Here is a 14,194-nt window from a genome sequence, read left to right as displayed (position 1 = left end):
GCCAACAAATGTTGGTGAGTGCGCGCCCACGCGCCTAGCCTGGGGGCAGCAGCCCTGCACGCCGACCCGGAAGGACGAGCCCCATGGCGCCCGCCGATACCGCCGCAGCCACCGAGCTGCTCGCCGTGCGCGCCGCCGAGCTCTACTACGAAGAGAACAAGACGCAAGACGAGATCGGCGCGATCCTGCGCGTCACGCGCTGGAAAGTCGGCCGGCTGCTCGCCCAGGCCCGCGAGCGGGGCATCATCCGCATCGAGATCGTGCACCCGCGCGCTCGTCGCCTCGCCCTGGAGCGCGACCTGACCGCCCGCTTCGGCCTCAAAGACGCCGTCGTCGTGCCCGCTCCGGGCGATGACGCCGAGCTGCAGGCGCGCGTGAGCGAGGCCGCCGCCGACTACCTCGTGAGCCATCGCCCGGTGCCGCGCCTGCTCGGCGTCAGCTGGGGTCGCACGCTGCACCAGGTCGCCGAAGCCCTGCCCGCCGGCTGGGCCACCGCGGTGAACGTCGTGCAGATCAATGGCGGCGTCAGCCTCAGCAAGCGCCCCGGCACGGCCGCCGCGACCGCCGTCATGATCGCCCAGAAGGCGGGCGGCCAGGCGACGCTGCTGCCGAGCCCGGCGATTCTCGAGCGCCTCGAGACCAAGAAGGCCATCGAGGGCGACCGCACGGTCGGCGGCGTGCTCGGCATGGCACGCGGCGCCTCGGCCTACCTCTACAGCGCGGGAGTCGCCGACACGAGCTCGGTGCACGTCGACAGCGGCTACCTCACCTCGACCGACATCGCCGGGCTCGTCGAGCGCGGTGCCGTGGGCGATGTGATCGGCCGGTACATCACGGCCGACGGCACGATCGCCGACCCTGAACTGGATGCTCGCACGCTCGGCCTCGGACTCGAAGAGCTGCGCGCCGCGACCACGAGCATTCTCGTCATCGGCGGTGAGCCCAAGCACGCCGTCGCCCGCGCCATCGTCACCCACGGACTCTGCTCGGTGCTCGTCACCGACGAGCACACGGCGCGCGCCCTGCTCGCCGAGCTCGACCACGACCACGACCTCGATTCCGCCACCACAGCATCCCGAGAGGACGCCTCATGACCATCACCCATCCCGTCGGCATCGCGCCGGCGGAGCGCGCCGTGCGCCTGCTCGGCGGCGACCTCACCGAGACGGCTCTGCGTCTGCACCTCGACGGGCTCACGGGGGTCGACGCCGTCGGTCTCGAGCAGCGCGCTGCGGGCCTGAGCACCCGTTCGATCAAGACGAGCTCGAAGGCCTGGGCGCTCGACACCATCATCCGCACGTGCGACCTGACGACGCTCGAGGGCGCCGACACTCCCGGCAAGGTGCGCTCGCTCGTCGCGAAGGCGATCACGCCCGACGCGAGCGACCCGACGACGCCGAGCGTCGCCGCCGTCTGCGTCTACGGCGACATGGTGCCCTACGCGGTCGAGGCGCTCGGCAGCCGGCACGCCGCGGGCGGCACCGAGGGCATCCAGGTCGCCGCGGTCGCGACGGCCTTCCCCTCGGGGCGCGCGAGCCTCGCCATCAAGCTCGCCGACACGCGCGAGGCGGTCGCGGCGGGCGCCGACGAGATCGACATGGTCATCGACCGCGGGGCGTTCCTCAGCGGGCAGTACGGGGTCGTCTTCGACCAGATCGTCGCCGTGCGCGAGGCCTGCATCCGCCCCGACGGCAGCCACGCGCACCTCAAGGTGATCCTCGAGACGGGCGAGCTGCAGACGTACGACAACGTCAAGCGCGCCTCCTGGCTCGCGATTCTCGCCGGAGCCGACTTCATCAAGACCTCGACGGGCAAGGTGAGCCCCGCGGCCACGCTGCCCGTCACCCTGCTCATGCTCGAGGTCATCCGCGACTGGCACCGCCTGACCGGCGAGAAGATCGGCATGAAGCCCGCCGGCGGCATCCGCGCCTCGAAGGACGCCGTGCGCTACCTCGTCACGGTCGCCGAGACCGTGGGCGAAGAGTGGCTCACCCCCCAGCTGTGGCGCTTCGGCGCCTCGAGCCTCGTCAACGACGTGCTGCTGCAGCGCCAGAAGATGCGAACCGGTCACTACAGTGGCCCCGACTACGTGACGGTGGACTAGATCATGGCCTTTCTCGAATACGCAGCGGCGCCGGAGTCGGCGTCGATCCTGAACCTCAAGGCCCAGTACGGCCTCTTCATCGATGGCGAGTTCGTCGACGGGCACGGCGACGTGTTCGACACGATCTCGCCCGCGACGGAGGAGGTTATCGCGAGCATCGCGCAGGCCACCGCCGGTGATGTGGATGTCGCGGTCGCGGCGGCGCGTCGCGCCTACGACCGCGTGTGGTCGCGCATGTCGGGCAGCGACCGCGGCAAGTACCTGTTCCGCATCGCGCGGCTCGTGCAGGAGCGCTCGCGCGAGCTCGCCGTGGCCGAGAGCCTCGACAACGGCAAGCCGATTCGCGAGACGCGCGATGTCGACGTGCCGCTCGTCGCCGCGTGGTTCTTCTACTACGCCGGCTGGGCCGACAAGCTCGAGCACGCCGGCCTCGGTCCGAACCCGCGCGCGCTTGGTGTGGCCGCGCAGGTGATTCCGTGGAACTTCCCGCTGCTCATGCTCGCGTGGAAGATCGCCCCGGCATTGGCCGCCGGCAACACCGTCGTCATCAAGCCCGCCGAGACCACGTCGCTCACGGCCATGCTGTTCGCCGAGATCCTGCAGCAGGCCGACCTGCCCGCGGGCGTCGTCAACATCGTCACGGGCCCCGGCCCGACCGGCCAGGCGCTCGTGACGCACGCCGACGTCAACAAGGTCGCCTTCACGGGCTCGACGAACGTCGGCCGCATGATCGCGCGCCAAGTCGCCGGAACCCAGAAGCGCCTCACGCTCGAGCTCGGCGGCAAGGCCGCCAACATCGTCTTCGACGATGCGCCGATGGATCAGGCGATCGAAGGCATCGTCAACGGCATCTTCTTCAACCAGGGCCACGTGTGCTGCGCGGGCTCGCGCCTGCTCGTGCAGGAGAACGTGCACGACGAGGTCATCGATCGCCTCAAGCAGCGGCTCTCGACGCTGCGCATGGGCGACCCGCTCGACAAGAACACCGACATCGGAGCGATCAACTCGGCCGCGCAGCTCGAACGCATCCGCACGCTCAGCGACACGGGCGAGAACGAGGGCGCCGAGCGCTGGACGGCCGACTGCCGCATCCCCGACAAGGGCTTCTGGTTCGCGCCGACGATCTTCACCAAGGTGAGCGCCGCGCACGCGATCGCGCGGGAAGAGATCTTCGGCCCCGTGCTCTCGGTGCTGACGTTCCGCACGCCCGCCGAGGCGATCACGAAGGCGAACAACACGCCCTACGGCCTCTCGGCCGGAATCTGGACCGAGAAGGGCAGCCGCATGCTCGCCCTCGTCGACCAGCTGCGCGCGGGCGTCGTGTGGGCGAACACGTTCAACCGCTTCGACCCCGCGTCGCCGTTCGGCGGCTACAAGGAGTCGGGCTACGGCCGCGAGGGCGGCCGCCACGGGCTCGCCGCCTACCTCGAGGCGAGCGGGTGGGATGCTCCGGCATCGTTGAGCGCAGCATCCAGTGCCCCGACCGACGGCGCGCGCGCCGCCCGAAAGCCCGCGAAGACCCGGAAGGCGGTCGCGAAGTGAGCCGGCTCACCGTGCCCAAGACGTACAAGCTCTACATCGGCGGCACGTTTCCGCGCAGCGAGAGCGGCCGCACCTACGAGGTCGTCGCGGCCGATGGGGCGTTCCTCGCGAACGCCGCGCAGGCCTCGCGCAAGGACGCCCGCGATGCCGTAGTCGCCGCGCGCGCCGCGGTCGGCGGCTGGGTCGGCGCCACGGCCTACAACCGCGGCCAGGTGATCTACCGCATCGCCGAGCTGCTCGAGGGGCGTCGCGCGCAGTTCGTCGACGAGATCCAGTCGTCGGAGGGTGTCACCGCCGCCGAGGCGGGCGCGCAGGTCGATCTCGCGATCGACGTGTGGGTCTGGTACGCGGGCTGGGCCGACAAGTACGCGCAGGTGGCCGGCAACGCCAACCCGGTGTCGGGCCCCTACTTCAACCTCTCGGTGCCCGAGCCGACGGGCGTTGTCGCCGCGGTCGCGCCGCAGGGCGTGACGGGCGGCTCGCTGCTCGGCCTCGTGTCGGTGCTCGCGCCGATCGTCGTGAGCGGCAACACCGTCGTGGTCGTGGCCGACGAGCGCGCGCCGCTCTCGGCGATCTCGCTCAGCGAGGTGCTCGCGACCTCGGACGTGCCCGGGGGCGTTATCAACATGCTCACCGGCTCGCCGGCGGAGATCATGCCGTGGCTGGCATCGCACGCCGACGTCAACGCGCTCGACCTCACCGGGGCCGGCTCGATCGACGGGGCGAAGGGCGAGACTTGGGTCGACCTGCAGCTGGCGGCGGCCGAGACGCTCAAGCGCGTCGTGGCACCCGTGGCGGGCATCCCGCGCCCGGCGCTCGAGCGCATCACGGCCTTCGTCGAGACGAAGACGGTCTGGCACACCAAGTCGATGCTCTAGCCGCTCGACACTCAGCCGCCCCGCCGCCCCGCGCCGTCGGTCTCCACAATTCAGGAGATCGCGACGCGGGGCGCGGTCGTGGAGCGCTCCCACGGCGTGTCGGGGGGCTGTTCGCGTTCGCGACTCCTGAATTGTGGAGATCAGGAGGGCGCCGGGATGCGCGCGAGCGCTTGGGCGGGCGTCAGCGGTGGATCTCCCGACTGCGCCTTGCGCACGAGACCCACGAGGGCGGCGTTGACCGGTGCGGCCACGCCGAGCGAGGTGCCGTAGTCGACGACGACGCCGTTGATCGCGTCGACCTCGGTCATGCGTCCGCGGCGGATGCTCTGCAGCATCGACGCGGGGTTGGGCACGTCGCCCATTCCGGCGGCGAGGTGCTCGGCGAGCTCGGCGGCCGCCGCCGCTCCACCGGCGCGCACGCGAGCGATGGCCTCGGCATCCACCGCCCCGATGCGGCCCCAGCGGGCGCCGACCGCGGTGCCGACCGCCACGGTTTCGACCATGGCGCGGGCGATCACGCCGCGCAGTCCGGGGTGTGCGATCGTCTGCTGCACGCTGAGGCCCGTAATGGCGGGCAGGGCGTTGACCTGATTGATGAGCAGCTTCGTCCACTGGGCGCCGCGGATGTTCTCGGCCAGCACGATGTCGGCCGGGAGAGCTTCGCGCAACAGGGGCTCGGCGACCGCGACCGCGGCGGAGTCGCCGCCGAGAGTGAGGCCGTTGGGGCCCGTGACGGTGATGTGGCCGGGGCCCGTGAGGCTCACGGCGAAGAGCGCGAGGCCGATCGCGATGGGGGAGCGCGGCAGGGCATCCCGTACCGCATCCTCGCCGCCGAGGCCGTTCTGCAGCACGAGCACGGGGGTGCCGTCGTGGGTCGCCCAGGGGGCGATCGCCTGGGCCGAGTCGTGCGCCTTCGTTGCCAGAATGAGCAGATCGATGGGGCGGTTCGGGATGCTCTCGACGAGCTCGACCGCGGCCACCCACTCGCCCCAGCCGCCGTCGACGAGCAGCCCCGCCGCAGCGATCGAGGCAGCATGCTCGCCGCGCGCGGTCACGAGCACCTCGTGCCCCGCACGCGCGGCCAGTGCGGCCACGAGGCCGCCGACCGCGCCCGCTCCGATGACCGCGATGCGCATGCCCGCCAGCCTAAGCCGGGCAGCCGCACGACCGCCGCCGCGCGCGCCCGCTACCGTGGAGTCGTGCCCACCGGACTCCTGCTCGTTGACAAGCCGCAGGGTCTCACGAGCCACGACGTCGTCGCCCGTGCGCGCCGCGCCCTCGGCACCCGCAAGGTCGGTCATGCCGGCACCCTCGACCCGATGGCGACGGGCCTGCTCACGCTGGGAGCCGGCCCGGCCACGCGCCTGCTCACCTACCTGGTGGGCCTCGACAAGACCTACGAGACGACCATGCGGCTCGGTGCCGCGACGACCACGGACGACGCCGAGGGCGAGGTCGTCAGCACGGCCGATGTCGCGGCGATCGCGGCGGTGACCGACGAACACCTGGGGGAGGGCATCCGCGCCCTCACGGGCGAGATCGACCAGCGGCCGAGCTCGGTGAGCGCGATCAAGGTCGACGGCAAACGCGCCTACGATCGCGTGCGCGCGGGTGAAGCGGTCGAGCTCGCGTCGCGCCGCGTCACGATCAGCGCCTTCGAGGTACTGGCGGTTCGGCGAACACCCGACGCGATCGAGGTGGATGCCCGCATCGACTGCAGCTCGGGCACCTACATCCGCGCGCTCGCGCGCGACCTCGGCTCGGCCCTCGGTGTCGGCGGGCACCTCACGGCACTGCGGCGCACGCGCGTGGGCCCGTTCGACGTGGCCGACGCCGTGAGCCTCGAGGCGCTGGCCGAGGGCGGCGTGAGCCTGCTCGCGAGCCCGGCGGAGGTCGCCGCGCGGCTCTTCGTCGCGCTCGAGGTCGACCCCGCGCAGTCGCGCGACCTCGGGCACGGCAAGCTGCTCGCCCTGCCGCAGCACCCCGACGCCGAGCCGGTCGCCGCGATCGAGCGGGGAACAGGCGGCGAGCATCCCGACCGCCTCGTCGCTCTCATCAGCGTGCGTCAGGGGCGCGGCCGTACGCTGGTCGGGTTCCCGATCGAGCAGCAGGAGGCAGCAGAGTGATCGAGTGGTTCACCACGATCGCCATCATCGTGAGCGTCGTCGCGGGACTGGCCGCCCTCGTGCTCGGCGGCATCGGCCGGAAGCCCGACGACTACAGCGTGCTGCCCACGGCGGCCGTGGCGCTCGTGCTGCTCGTGCAGATCGTGATCGGCATCGTGGCGCCCTTCGTCGGCAACGAGCCGACCGGCGACATCGTCGAGTGGTGGATCTACCTCGTCGTCGCCCTCGTGCTGCCCGTCGCGGCGATCGTGTGGGCGCTCGTCGACCGCACGCGCTGGGCGACCGTCGTCATGGGCGTGGCGAGCCTCGCGGTCGCGGTCATGGTGTTCCGCATGCACCAGATCTGGTTCGTGCAGGGTGTCGCGCTCGTCAGCTAGAGCGTGTAGGCACGGATGTTCGGACCGCGATAGCTTGCGTGCATGCCCCTGACGATCGAGCGCGACGGCGTCTTCCTTGGGCGCCGCGACAACCATCAGGCCTGGTACATCGTCGACCCGTCACTGGGCGGCAGCGTCGAAGAGGTAGTGCTTGCCTGGCGCACTCATTACGCCCCGACGAACAGGCCCGCGTGGCAACGCGCTCTGCGTGGCGTCATCTTCTTCGTCACATGGGGCGTGGTCACGGTCGCGGCCGCAGCCGGCGTGCCACTGATCCCGGTCTTGAGCACTGTTGCTCAGGTCTCCGCGGTCGTCGGTATCTCAATCGCCGGGTTGGTGCTGGCTGGCGTCCTGCTGCTGTGGGTCTTGCCGTATCGAGCGGTGAAGCCGCTCGGAGACCTGTCCGTGGTCGGTGTTCCGTCGCCCGTTGTTGAGTGGGCGGATGACAACACCCCTGTCGATGATCTCTGGAGACTCGTCACTGCTTGCCGCGACGTCGAGGATGTCCAGGCACTGATTGATCTGATCGGTGTCGAGTGGTGGCTTGCCACGGGAATGCCACGACCAGACACTGCGATCGAAAAGCTGATTGAACCGATCCTTCGCGAGGAGTGGGAGAAGCGCCGGCGTCACCTGATGGAGGTTGGGGCCGAACTCGGTTTTGAACCCCCGGCAGACATGCTTGCGGACCCCCGGCCGATGATCGAGAACAGAGAGAGCTAGAGGGTCTAGCGCAGGCCCTCGATCGTCGCGAGCACCTCGTCGAGCGACCCGGCGAGATCGGCCACGACGAGCACCGCGCCCGTCTCGCGCAGATCCTCGACCGTGAACACGCCCGTCGCGACGCCGATGAACGGCATGCCCGCGGCCGCCGCGGCCTCGTCGTCGCGCGGGGTATCGCCGATGATCACGAGGGTCTCGCCCGGCAGCGCCTCGCGCGCCGCGCGGGTGATCTCGCTGCGCTCGCGCGCCGTCGCGCCGAAGAATGAGCGGTCCCAGTCGAACCACTCCGGCCCGAGCCCGGCACCCTCGAGCTTGACGCGGGCGCGCACGAGCGAGTTGCCCGTCAGCAGCGCGTTGTGCCAGCCGCGGGCGGCGACCGCGGTGAGAGCATCCACGACACCGGGGGCGGGCTCGCGCCGATCACCCGCCTGCGCGCGCTCGATCGAGAGCTCGTCGAGCACGGCGCGGGCACGCTCGTGCCAGCTGTCGTCGAAGCCGAAGTGGGCGAGGATCTCGCTGAGGATGAGCCCGTCGGGCTTGCCGTGCGTGCGCGGCATCGGCGGGTGCAGCTCGCGGCCCACGGTGCGCTCGACGGCTGTGTGGTACAGCTCGCCGCCCCCGCCGAACGAGTTGAGCAGCAGGGTTCCGTCGACGTCCCAGAGGATGGTGGTGGTCACTCGACAACCCTGCCAGACACCGAGCGGCCCGGCCGCCGGCGCGTCTCCACAATTCAGGAGTTCGGGATGCTGAGCCCTCGCGACACGCCCGGCAGAGCATCCACAGCCCCCGTCGTCGGGCCCGACTCCTGAATTGTGGAGACGCGGCTGGGAGGATGGGGGCGTGCCTAGCGCCCTGCCCCTCGCCGATCCGGCCCCCGACGACGGGATGCTGCCGCCGAGCGTGCTCGCCGGCGCCGAGCAGCGCGACCTGGGTGTGTACCTGCACGTGCCGTTCTGCCGCGTGCGCTGCGGGTACTGCGACTTCAACACCTACACGGCCGACGAGGTGCGCGGGGTCAAGCAGAGCGACTTCGCCGACCAGGCGATCGCCGAGGTCGAGTTCGCCGCGTGCGTGCTGCGCGAGAGCGGCCTGCCGCCGCGCCCCGCCCGCACCGTGTTCTTCGGGGGCGGCACGCCGACCCTGCTGCCCGCCGGCGACCTGGCGCGCATGCTCGACGCCGTGCGCGAGCGCATCGGCGTGGCCGACGACGCCGAGATCACGACCGAGGCGAACCCCGACTCGATCGACGCCGCGGGGCTCGAGCGCCTCGCCGCCGCGGGTTTCACGCGCGTGAGCGTCGGCATGCAGTCGGCGGTGCCGCACGTGCTCGCGGTGCTCGAGCGCACGCACGACCCCGAGAACGTGCCGCGCGTCGTCGCCGCCGCGAAGGCCTCCGGTCTCGCCGTGAGCCTCGACCTCATCTACGGCACGCCGGGTGAGACCGAGGCCGACTGGCAGCGCAGCCTCGACGCCGCCCTCGCGGCCGAGCCCGACCACTTGAGCGCGTACGCCCTCATCGTCGAGCCGGGCACGAAGCTCGCCCGTCAGGTGCTGCACGGGCAGGTGCCGCCCGTGGACGACGACCTGCACGCGGTCTTCTACGAGGCGCTGGATGCCCGGCTCGCCGACGCTGGCTACGACTGGTACGAGGTCAGCAACTGGGCGCGCACCCCCGACCAGCGCTCCCGCCACAACCGCGCCTACTGGACGGGGCAGGACTGGTGGGGCGTCGGCCCCGGCGCGCACAGCCACGTCGGCGGCGTGCGCTGGTGGAACGTCAAGCACCCCGCTGCCTACGCCGACCGACTGGCGCACGGGCTGAGCCCGGCGGCGGGTCGCGAGACTCTCGATGCCGAGACGCGGCGCGTCGAGCGCGTGCTGCTCGAGGTTCGCCTGCGCGAGGGCCTGTCGACGGATGCTCTCACCCCGCTCGGCCGCCGTGCGGTCGCCGGGCTCATCGCCGACGAGCTCGTCGAGCCGGGGCCCGCGCTGCGCGGCACGATCGTGCTCACGCTGCGCGGGCGCCTGCTCGCCGACGGCGTCGTGCGCCGCCTGCTGCCCGACTGACGCCCTACGAGATGAAGGGGATCGTCAGCGGGTAGGTGTAGGCCTCGCCGCGGTTGGCCGCGAGGGCCGCGATGATCGAGAAGACCAGGATGAGCACGCTCACCGCGATGAGCACGAAGATGCCGATGATGAGCCACGAGGTGATCGCGCCGATCGCGCCCGCGATGATCATCGTCAGCTGGAAGTTCAGCGCCGTGGCGGTGTGGCCGCGCACGAAGGGCCCGCGGTTGCCGAGCACGAGGAACCCGATGAGCGCCGGTACGAAGCCGAAGAAGATGCCGCCGACGTGCACGAGGGTCGCCCACAGTTTCTCGTCGGCGGGGCTCATGGGCTGGGGAGTGGTCGCGTACGGGTTCACGGGGGGCTGATCAGTCATGGCGACATTAAACACCCGCGGGCCCCGACCGCATCGGTCGGGGCCCGCAGAGGCAGCAGTCGCGGGACTACTTGATGAGGCGCACCGCGAAGGGGTAGCGGTAGGCGATGCCGTCCTTCGCCTTCGTGAAGCCGATGATCGAGAAGATCACGCCGGCGAGCCACGCGGCCCAGGCGACCAAGTAGAACAGGAAGCCGATGAGGATCACGGCGAGGATCGAGCCCACGATGTAGGCGATGATCTGCAGGCCGACGATCGTGATCTGGAAGTTCAGCGCCTCCTTGGACTCTTCCCGCGTGAACGCTCCGCGGTCCTTGAAGACCAGGAAGATGATGAGCGAGGGGAGGAGGCCGATGATGCCGCCCAGGTGGGCGAACGACGCCCACTGGCGGTCCTCCGCCTCCGAGAGCGGGGCGGCGGGCTGCGGAGCGGCGGGGGGAGGGGTCTGGTCGGTCATGGGTACTGCCTTTCGATGATCCTGCGGCGAACATGGGTCCCGGGGTGGAGCACGAGGCAAACCTAGCGCCCGCGCATCCGCCAGGCAATGATGCGACGCCCGCGTGGCGGGGTAGAATTGGCAGTCCGCGGGAGCGAGTGCCAGGCACTCGAGACCCGCGAGAGATGTCGGAGGGGGAGGAGCGCCATGGTTTCGGAGCGCGCCCTGCACGTGCTGCGCGCGATCGTGCACGACTACGTCGCCTCACGCGAGCCCGTCGGTTCGAAGGCGATCGTCGACCGACACCAGTTCGGGGTCTCAGCAGCGACCATCCGCAACGACATGGCGCTGCTGGAGGAGGAGGAGCTCATCGCGGCCCCGCACACCTCCTCGGGACGCGTGCCCACGGACAAGGGCTACCGCGTCTTCGTCGACCAGTTCGCCGACCTGCGCCCGCTGAGTGCCGCGCAGCGCCAGGCCATCTCAGCCTTCCTCGACCAGTCGGTCGACCTCGACGACGTGTTCGCGCGCACCGTGCGGCTGCTCTCGCACCTCACCAATCAGGTGGCGCTCGTGCAGTATCCGACCCTGGGCAACGCGCGAGTTCGTCATGTCGAGCTCGTGCCGATGAGCGCGACGCGGCTCATGACGGTCTTTATCACCGACGGCGGCCGCGTCGACCAGCGCATCATCGAGCTGCCCGCCGAGGCTGACGAGGCCTTCGTGGGCGAACTGCGCGCCAAGCTCAACGCGGCGCTCGCCGACCAACCGCTCAACGATGTGGCGAGCGTGGCTGCCTCGCTGCCCGAGCGCTTCGCGCCCGATCGTCGCGCCGCCGTCGGCGTCGTCGCCGAGGCCCTCCTGGGCCACGTGGATGCGCACCGCACCGACCGGCTCGTCATGGCGGGCGCGGCGAACCTCGTGCGCACCGAGGGCGACTTCGCGGGCAGCGTGTATCCCGTGCTCGAGGCCCTGGAGGAGCAGGTCACGCTGCTCAAGCTCTTCAGCGAGATGCAGGTCGACGAGAACGGCGTGACGGCCCGCATCGGCCGCGAGAACGCCGAAGCTCTCAAGGAGACGGCGGTCGTGACGAGCGCGTACCGGGTCGGCTCGGACAGCTCGGCCAAGCTCGGGGTGCTCGGCCCCACTCGCATGGACTACTCGAACAACATGGCAGCAGTGCGCGCCGTAGCACGCTACGTCTCGCGACTGCTCGGTGAGGAATAAGTGGCAGACCACTACGAGGTGCTCGGCATCGACCGACAGGCAAGCGCCGACGACATCAAGAAGGCCTACCGCCGCCTGGCGCGCGAACTGCATCCGGACGTGAATCCGAGTGCGGACGCCGCAGAGCGGTTCAAGCAGGTCACGCACGCCTACGACGTGCTGAGCGACCCGCAGCAGCGGCAGCAGTACGACCTCGGTGGGTCGGGTGGCTTCGGCGGCGCATCCGGATTCGGGGGCTTCGGCGACATCTTCGAGACCTTCTTCGGCGGGGGCCAGCAGCAGCGCGGGCCCCGCAGTCGGCGCGAGCGCGGGCAGGACGCCCTGCTGCGCGTCGAGGTCGAGCTCGATGAGATCGTGTTCGGCACGACGCGCCAGCTCGAGGTCGACACCGCGATTCTGTGCTCGACGTGCGAGGGCAGCTGCTGCTCGCCCGGCACGAGCCCGCAGACCTGCGACATCTGCCGCGGCTCCGGTCAGATCCAGCGCACCGTGCGCAGCCTGCTCGGCAACGTGCTCACCTCGAGCCCCTGCGGCACCTGCCGCGGCTACGGCACCGTCATCCCCAGCCCGTGCCCGACCTGCGCGGGACAGGGCCGCGTGCGCGCCCGCCGCGCGATCCCCGTCGACATCCCGGCCGGCGTCGACACGGGCGTGCGCATCCAGCTCACCGGGCAGGGCGAGGTCGGCCCCGCCGGCGGCCCCAACGGCGACCTCTACCTCGAGATCAAGGTCAAGACGCACGAGACGTTCAGCCGCAACGGCGACGACCTCCTGGCGACCGTCGAAGTGCAGATGACCGACGCCATTCTCGGCACGATGGTGACCCTGCCCGGCCTCGACGGCGACGTCATGGTCGAGATCAAGCCCGGCACGCAGAGCGCTGAGATCATCACCGTGAAAGAGCGCGGCATCACGCGCCTGCGCGGCTCGGGCCGCGGCGACCTCAAACTCGGGGTGCAGGTCGTCACGCCCGTGCGCCTCAACAGCAAAGAGACCGAGCTGATCCGGCAGTTCGCCTCGAGCCGCCGTCCTGTGCCGCCGCAGTTCGCGACCTTCCAGCAGGGCATCTTCGCCAAGCTGCGCGACCGCTTCCTCAACCTGTAGCTGTGGCCCACTTCTACCTCGACGACTCGCTCGCCGCCCAGGTCGAGAGCGTCGACGGCGGGGAGGGTGCCGCGGTCGTGCACCTGCGCGGCGCCGACGCGCGGCATGCCGCGACCGTGTCGCGCGTGCGCGTCGGCGAGCAGCTGCGGCTGGGCGACGGCGCGGGGCTCGTCGTGCACGGGGTCGTCGCCGCGGTCGAGCCGGGTGACGTCGCGCTCGAGGTCGACCGGGTCGAACGGTACGAGCGGGCGGTGCCGGGCATCCATCTCGTGCAGGCGCTCGCGAAGGGCGACCGCGACGAGCTCGCCGTGCAGGCCGCGACCGAGCTCGGCGTCGACGGCGTCATCCCGTGGCAGGCCGCCCGCAGCGTCTCGCGCTGGGATTCCGCGAAGGCGGTCAAGAACCGGGAGCGCTGGCAGACGATCGCGCGCGAGGCCACGAAGCAATCGATGCGAGCCTGGATGCCCGTGGTCGAGCCCGTCGCCACGACCGAGCAGCTCGCGGCGCGCGCGAGCGGGTCGACCGTGCTCGTGCTCGATCCCACGGGTGACCACGCCCTCACGACGCTGACGCCGAACGACCTCGGTCACCGCGACATCCTCATCGTCGTCGGCCCGGAGGGCGGGATCGCCCCGGAGGAGAGGGATGCCCTGGTCGCCGCGGGCGCGCGCTGCGTGCGCCTCGGCGCGAGCGTGCTGCGCACCTCGACCGCGGGCCCCGCCGCGATCGCCGTGCTCTCGGCGACGCTCGGACGCTGGTGAGGGCTGCGGTGCGACGCGGGCACAGCCTCAGGGCTGCGTCAGCACCCCGGCGCAGCCTCACGGCCGCGTCAGCACCCCGGCGCAGCCTCAGGGCTGCGCTCTAGACTGGGCGCATGAGCAGCGCGCAGCCGACGATCTTCGAGCGCATCATCGCGCGCGAGATTCCCGCCGACATCGTGCACGAGACCGACACGGTCATCGCGTTCCGCGACATCGCGCCGAAGGCTCCCGTGCACCTGCTCGTCGTGCCCAAGACGCCGCGCTACCGCGACGTCGCGGAGCTTGCCGCGGGTGACCCCGCGCTACTCGCCGAGGTCGTCGCAACGGCCCACCTGCTCGCGAACGAGCACGCCGACGGGCACTTCCGGCTCGTCTTCAACACCGGCGCGAACGCCGGGCAGACCGTCTTCCACGTGCACGCCCATGTGCTCGCGGGGGGCCTGACCGAGGGATCCCTTGCCCACTGACGATTC

The 14,194-nt window shown here is 71.1% G+C and carries 16 protein-coding genes; 12 read left to right on the top strand and 4 right to left on the bottom strand.

Annotated elements, in window-relative coordinates; genetic code table 11:
* The first annotated feature begins 83 nt into the window (after positions 1–83).
* Genes NNL39_RS12830 through NNL39_RS12815 form a run of 4 tightly spaced genes read left to right on the top strand, consistent with a single transcriptional unit; the run spans position 84 to position 4,524 of the window.
* The gene (locus tag NNL39_RS12830; protein ID WP_255159660.1) at positions 84–1,094 is read left to right on the top strand and encodes a sugar-binding transcriptional regulator; all 1,011 of its coding nucleotides are present in this window, start codon (positions 84–86) and stop codon (positions 1,092–1,094) included.
* The gene (gene deoC / locus NNL39_RS12825) at positions 1,091–2,104 is read left to right on the top strand and encodes a deoxyribose-phosphate aldolase (protein WP_255159659.1); all 1,014 of its coding nucleotides are present in this window, start codon (positions 1,091–1,093) and stop codon (positions 2,102–2,104) included. The genes NNL39_RS12830 and deoC overlap by 4 nt, the downstream gene beginning before the upstream one ends.
* A 3-nt stretch (positions 2,105–2,107) precedes the next feature.
* The gene (locus NNL39_RS12820; RefSeq protein ID WP_255159658.1) at positions 2,108–3,646 is read left to right on the top strand and encodes an aldehyde dehydrogenase family protein; all 1,539 of its coding nucleotides are present in this window, start codon (positions 2,108–2,110) and stop codon (positions 3,644–3,646) included.
* The gene (locus NNL39_RS12815) at positions 3,643–4,524 is read left to right on the top strand and encodes an aldehyde dehydrogenase family protein (protein WP_255159657.1); all 882 of its coding nucleotides are present in this window, start codon (positions 3,643–3,645) and stop codon (positions 4,522–4,524) included. The genes NNL39_RS12820 and NNL39_RS12815 overlap by 4 nt, the downstream gene beginning before the upstream one ends.
* Before the next feature lie 140 nt (positions 4,525–4,664).
* Here the strand turns inward: NNL39_RS12815 and NNL39_RS12810 are convergent, their stop codons facing one another.
* Entirely contained in the window at positions 4,665–5,660 is a 996-nt protein-coding gene (locus NNL39_RS12810; RefSeq protein ID WP_255159656.1) for a ketopantoate reductase family protein, read from the bottom strand.
* 63 nt (positions 5,661–5,723) lie between these two features.
* Between NNL39_RS12810 and truB the strand changes: the two genes are divergently transcribed.
* The 3 genes from truB to NNL39_RS12795 are packed head-to-tail and all read left to right on the top strand — an operon-like array spanning position 5,724 to position 7,750.
* Positions 5,724–6,650 carry a tRNA pseudouridine(55) synthase TruB gene (gene truB, locus NNL39_RS12805; protein WP_255159655.1) on the top strand — a complete coding sequence of 309 codons (927 nt, stop codon included), beginning with the start codon at positions 5,724–5,726 and terminating at the stop codon, positions 6,648–6,650.
* The gene (locus NNL39_RS12800) at positions 6,647–7,027 is read left to right on the top strand and encodes a hypothetical protein (RefSeq protein ID WP_255159654.1); all 381 of its coding nucleotides are present in this window, start codon (positions 6,647–6,649) and stop codon (positions 7,025–7,027) included. Before truB ends, NNL39_RS12800 begins: the two co-directional genes overlap by 4 nt.
* A 42-nt stretch (positions 7,028–7,069) precedes the next feature.
* Complete coding sequence (locus tag NNL39_RS12795; RefSeq protein WP_255159653.1) at positions 7,070–7,750, top strand: hypothetical protein; 681 nt, start codon at positions 7,070–7,072, stop codon at positions 7,748–7,750.
* A 5-nt stretch (positions 7,751–7,755) separates the two neighbouring features.
* Here NNL39_RS12795 and NNL39_RS12790 read toward each other — a convergent pair whose 3' ends face one another.
* Positions 7,756–8,427: an HAD family hydrolase gene (locus NNL39_RS12790; protein ID WP_255159652.1), complete on the bottom strand. Its 672-nt coding sequence runs from the start codon at positions 8,425–8,427 to the stop codon at positions 7,756–7,758.
* Positions 8,428–8,590: 163 nt separating this feature from the next.
* On the opposite strand from NNL39_RS12790, the gene hemW reads away from it, so the two are divergent.
* The gene (gene hemW, locus NNL39_RS12785; protein ID WP_255159651.1) at positions 8,591–9,817 is read left to right on the top strand and encodes a radical SAM family heme chaperone HemW; all 1,227 of its coding nucleotides are present in this window, start codon (positions 8,591–8,593) and stop codon (positions 9,815–9,817) included.
* Between the two features lie 4 nt (positions 9,818–9,821).
* Here hemW and NNL39_RS12780 read toward each other — a convergent pair whose 3' ends face one another.
* Positions 9,822–10,193, bottom strand: coding sequence for a DUF4870 domain-containing protein (locus NNL39_RS12780; protein ID WP_255159650.1), 372 nt, complete (start codon positions 10,191–10,193; stop codon positions 9,822–9,824).
* Positions 10,194–10,260: 67 nt separating this feature from the next.
* Complete coding sequence (locus NNL39_RS12775) at positions 10,261–10,650, bottom strand: DUF4870 domain-containing protein (protein WP_255159649.1); 390 nt, start codon at positions 10,648–10,650, stop codon at positions 10,261–10,263.
* Positions 10,651–10,836: 186 nt separating this feature from the next.
* On the opposite strand from NNL39_RS12775, the gene hrcA reads away from it, so the two are divergent.
* The 4 genes from hrcA (at position 10,837) to NNL39_RS12755 (ending at position 14,188) form a co-directional block, all read left to right on the top strand.
* Complete coding sequence (gene hrcA, locus NNL39_RS12770; RefSeq protein ID WP_255159648.1) at positions 10,837–11,856, top strand: heat-inducible transcriptional repressor HrcA; 1,020 nt, start codon at positions 10,837–10,839, stop codon at positions 11,854–11,856.
* Entirely contained in the window at positions 11,857–12,960 is a 1,104-nt protein-coding gene (dnaJ, locus tag NNL39_RS12765; protein ID WP_255159647.1) for a molecular chaperone DnaJ, read from the top strand.
* Between the two features lie 2 nt (positions 12,961–12,962).
* The gene (locus NNL39_RS12760; RefSeq protein WP_255159646.1) at positions 12,963–13,721 is read left to right on the top strand and encodes a 16S rRNA (uracil(1498)-N(3))-methyltransferase; all 759 of its coding nucleotides are present in this window, start codon (positions 12,963–12,965) and stop codon (positions 13,719–13,721) included.
* Between the two features lie 113 nt (positions 13,722–13,834).
* Positions 13,835–14,188, top strand: a complete 354-nt coding sequence (locus tag NNL39_RS12755) for a histidine triad nucleotide-binding protein (protein ID WP_255159645.1) — start codon at positions 13,835–13,837, stop codon at positions 14,186–14,188.
* Positions 14,189–14,194: the final 6 nt, after the last annotated feature.

It is taken from the genome of Microcella humidisoli (assembly GCF_024362325.1).
Lineage (GTDB): Bacteria > Actinomycetota > Actinomycetes > Actinomycetales > Microbacteriaceae > Microcella > Microcella humidisoli.
This window is presented reverse-complemented; position numbering and strand designations above follow the sequence as displayed.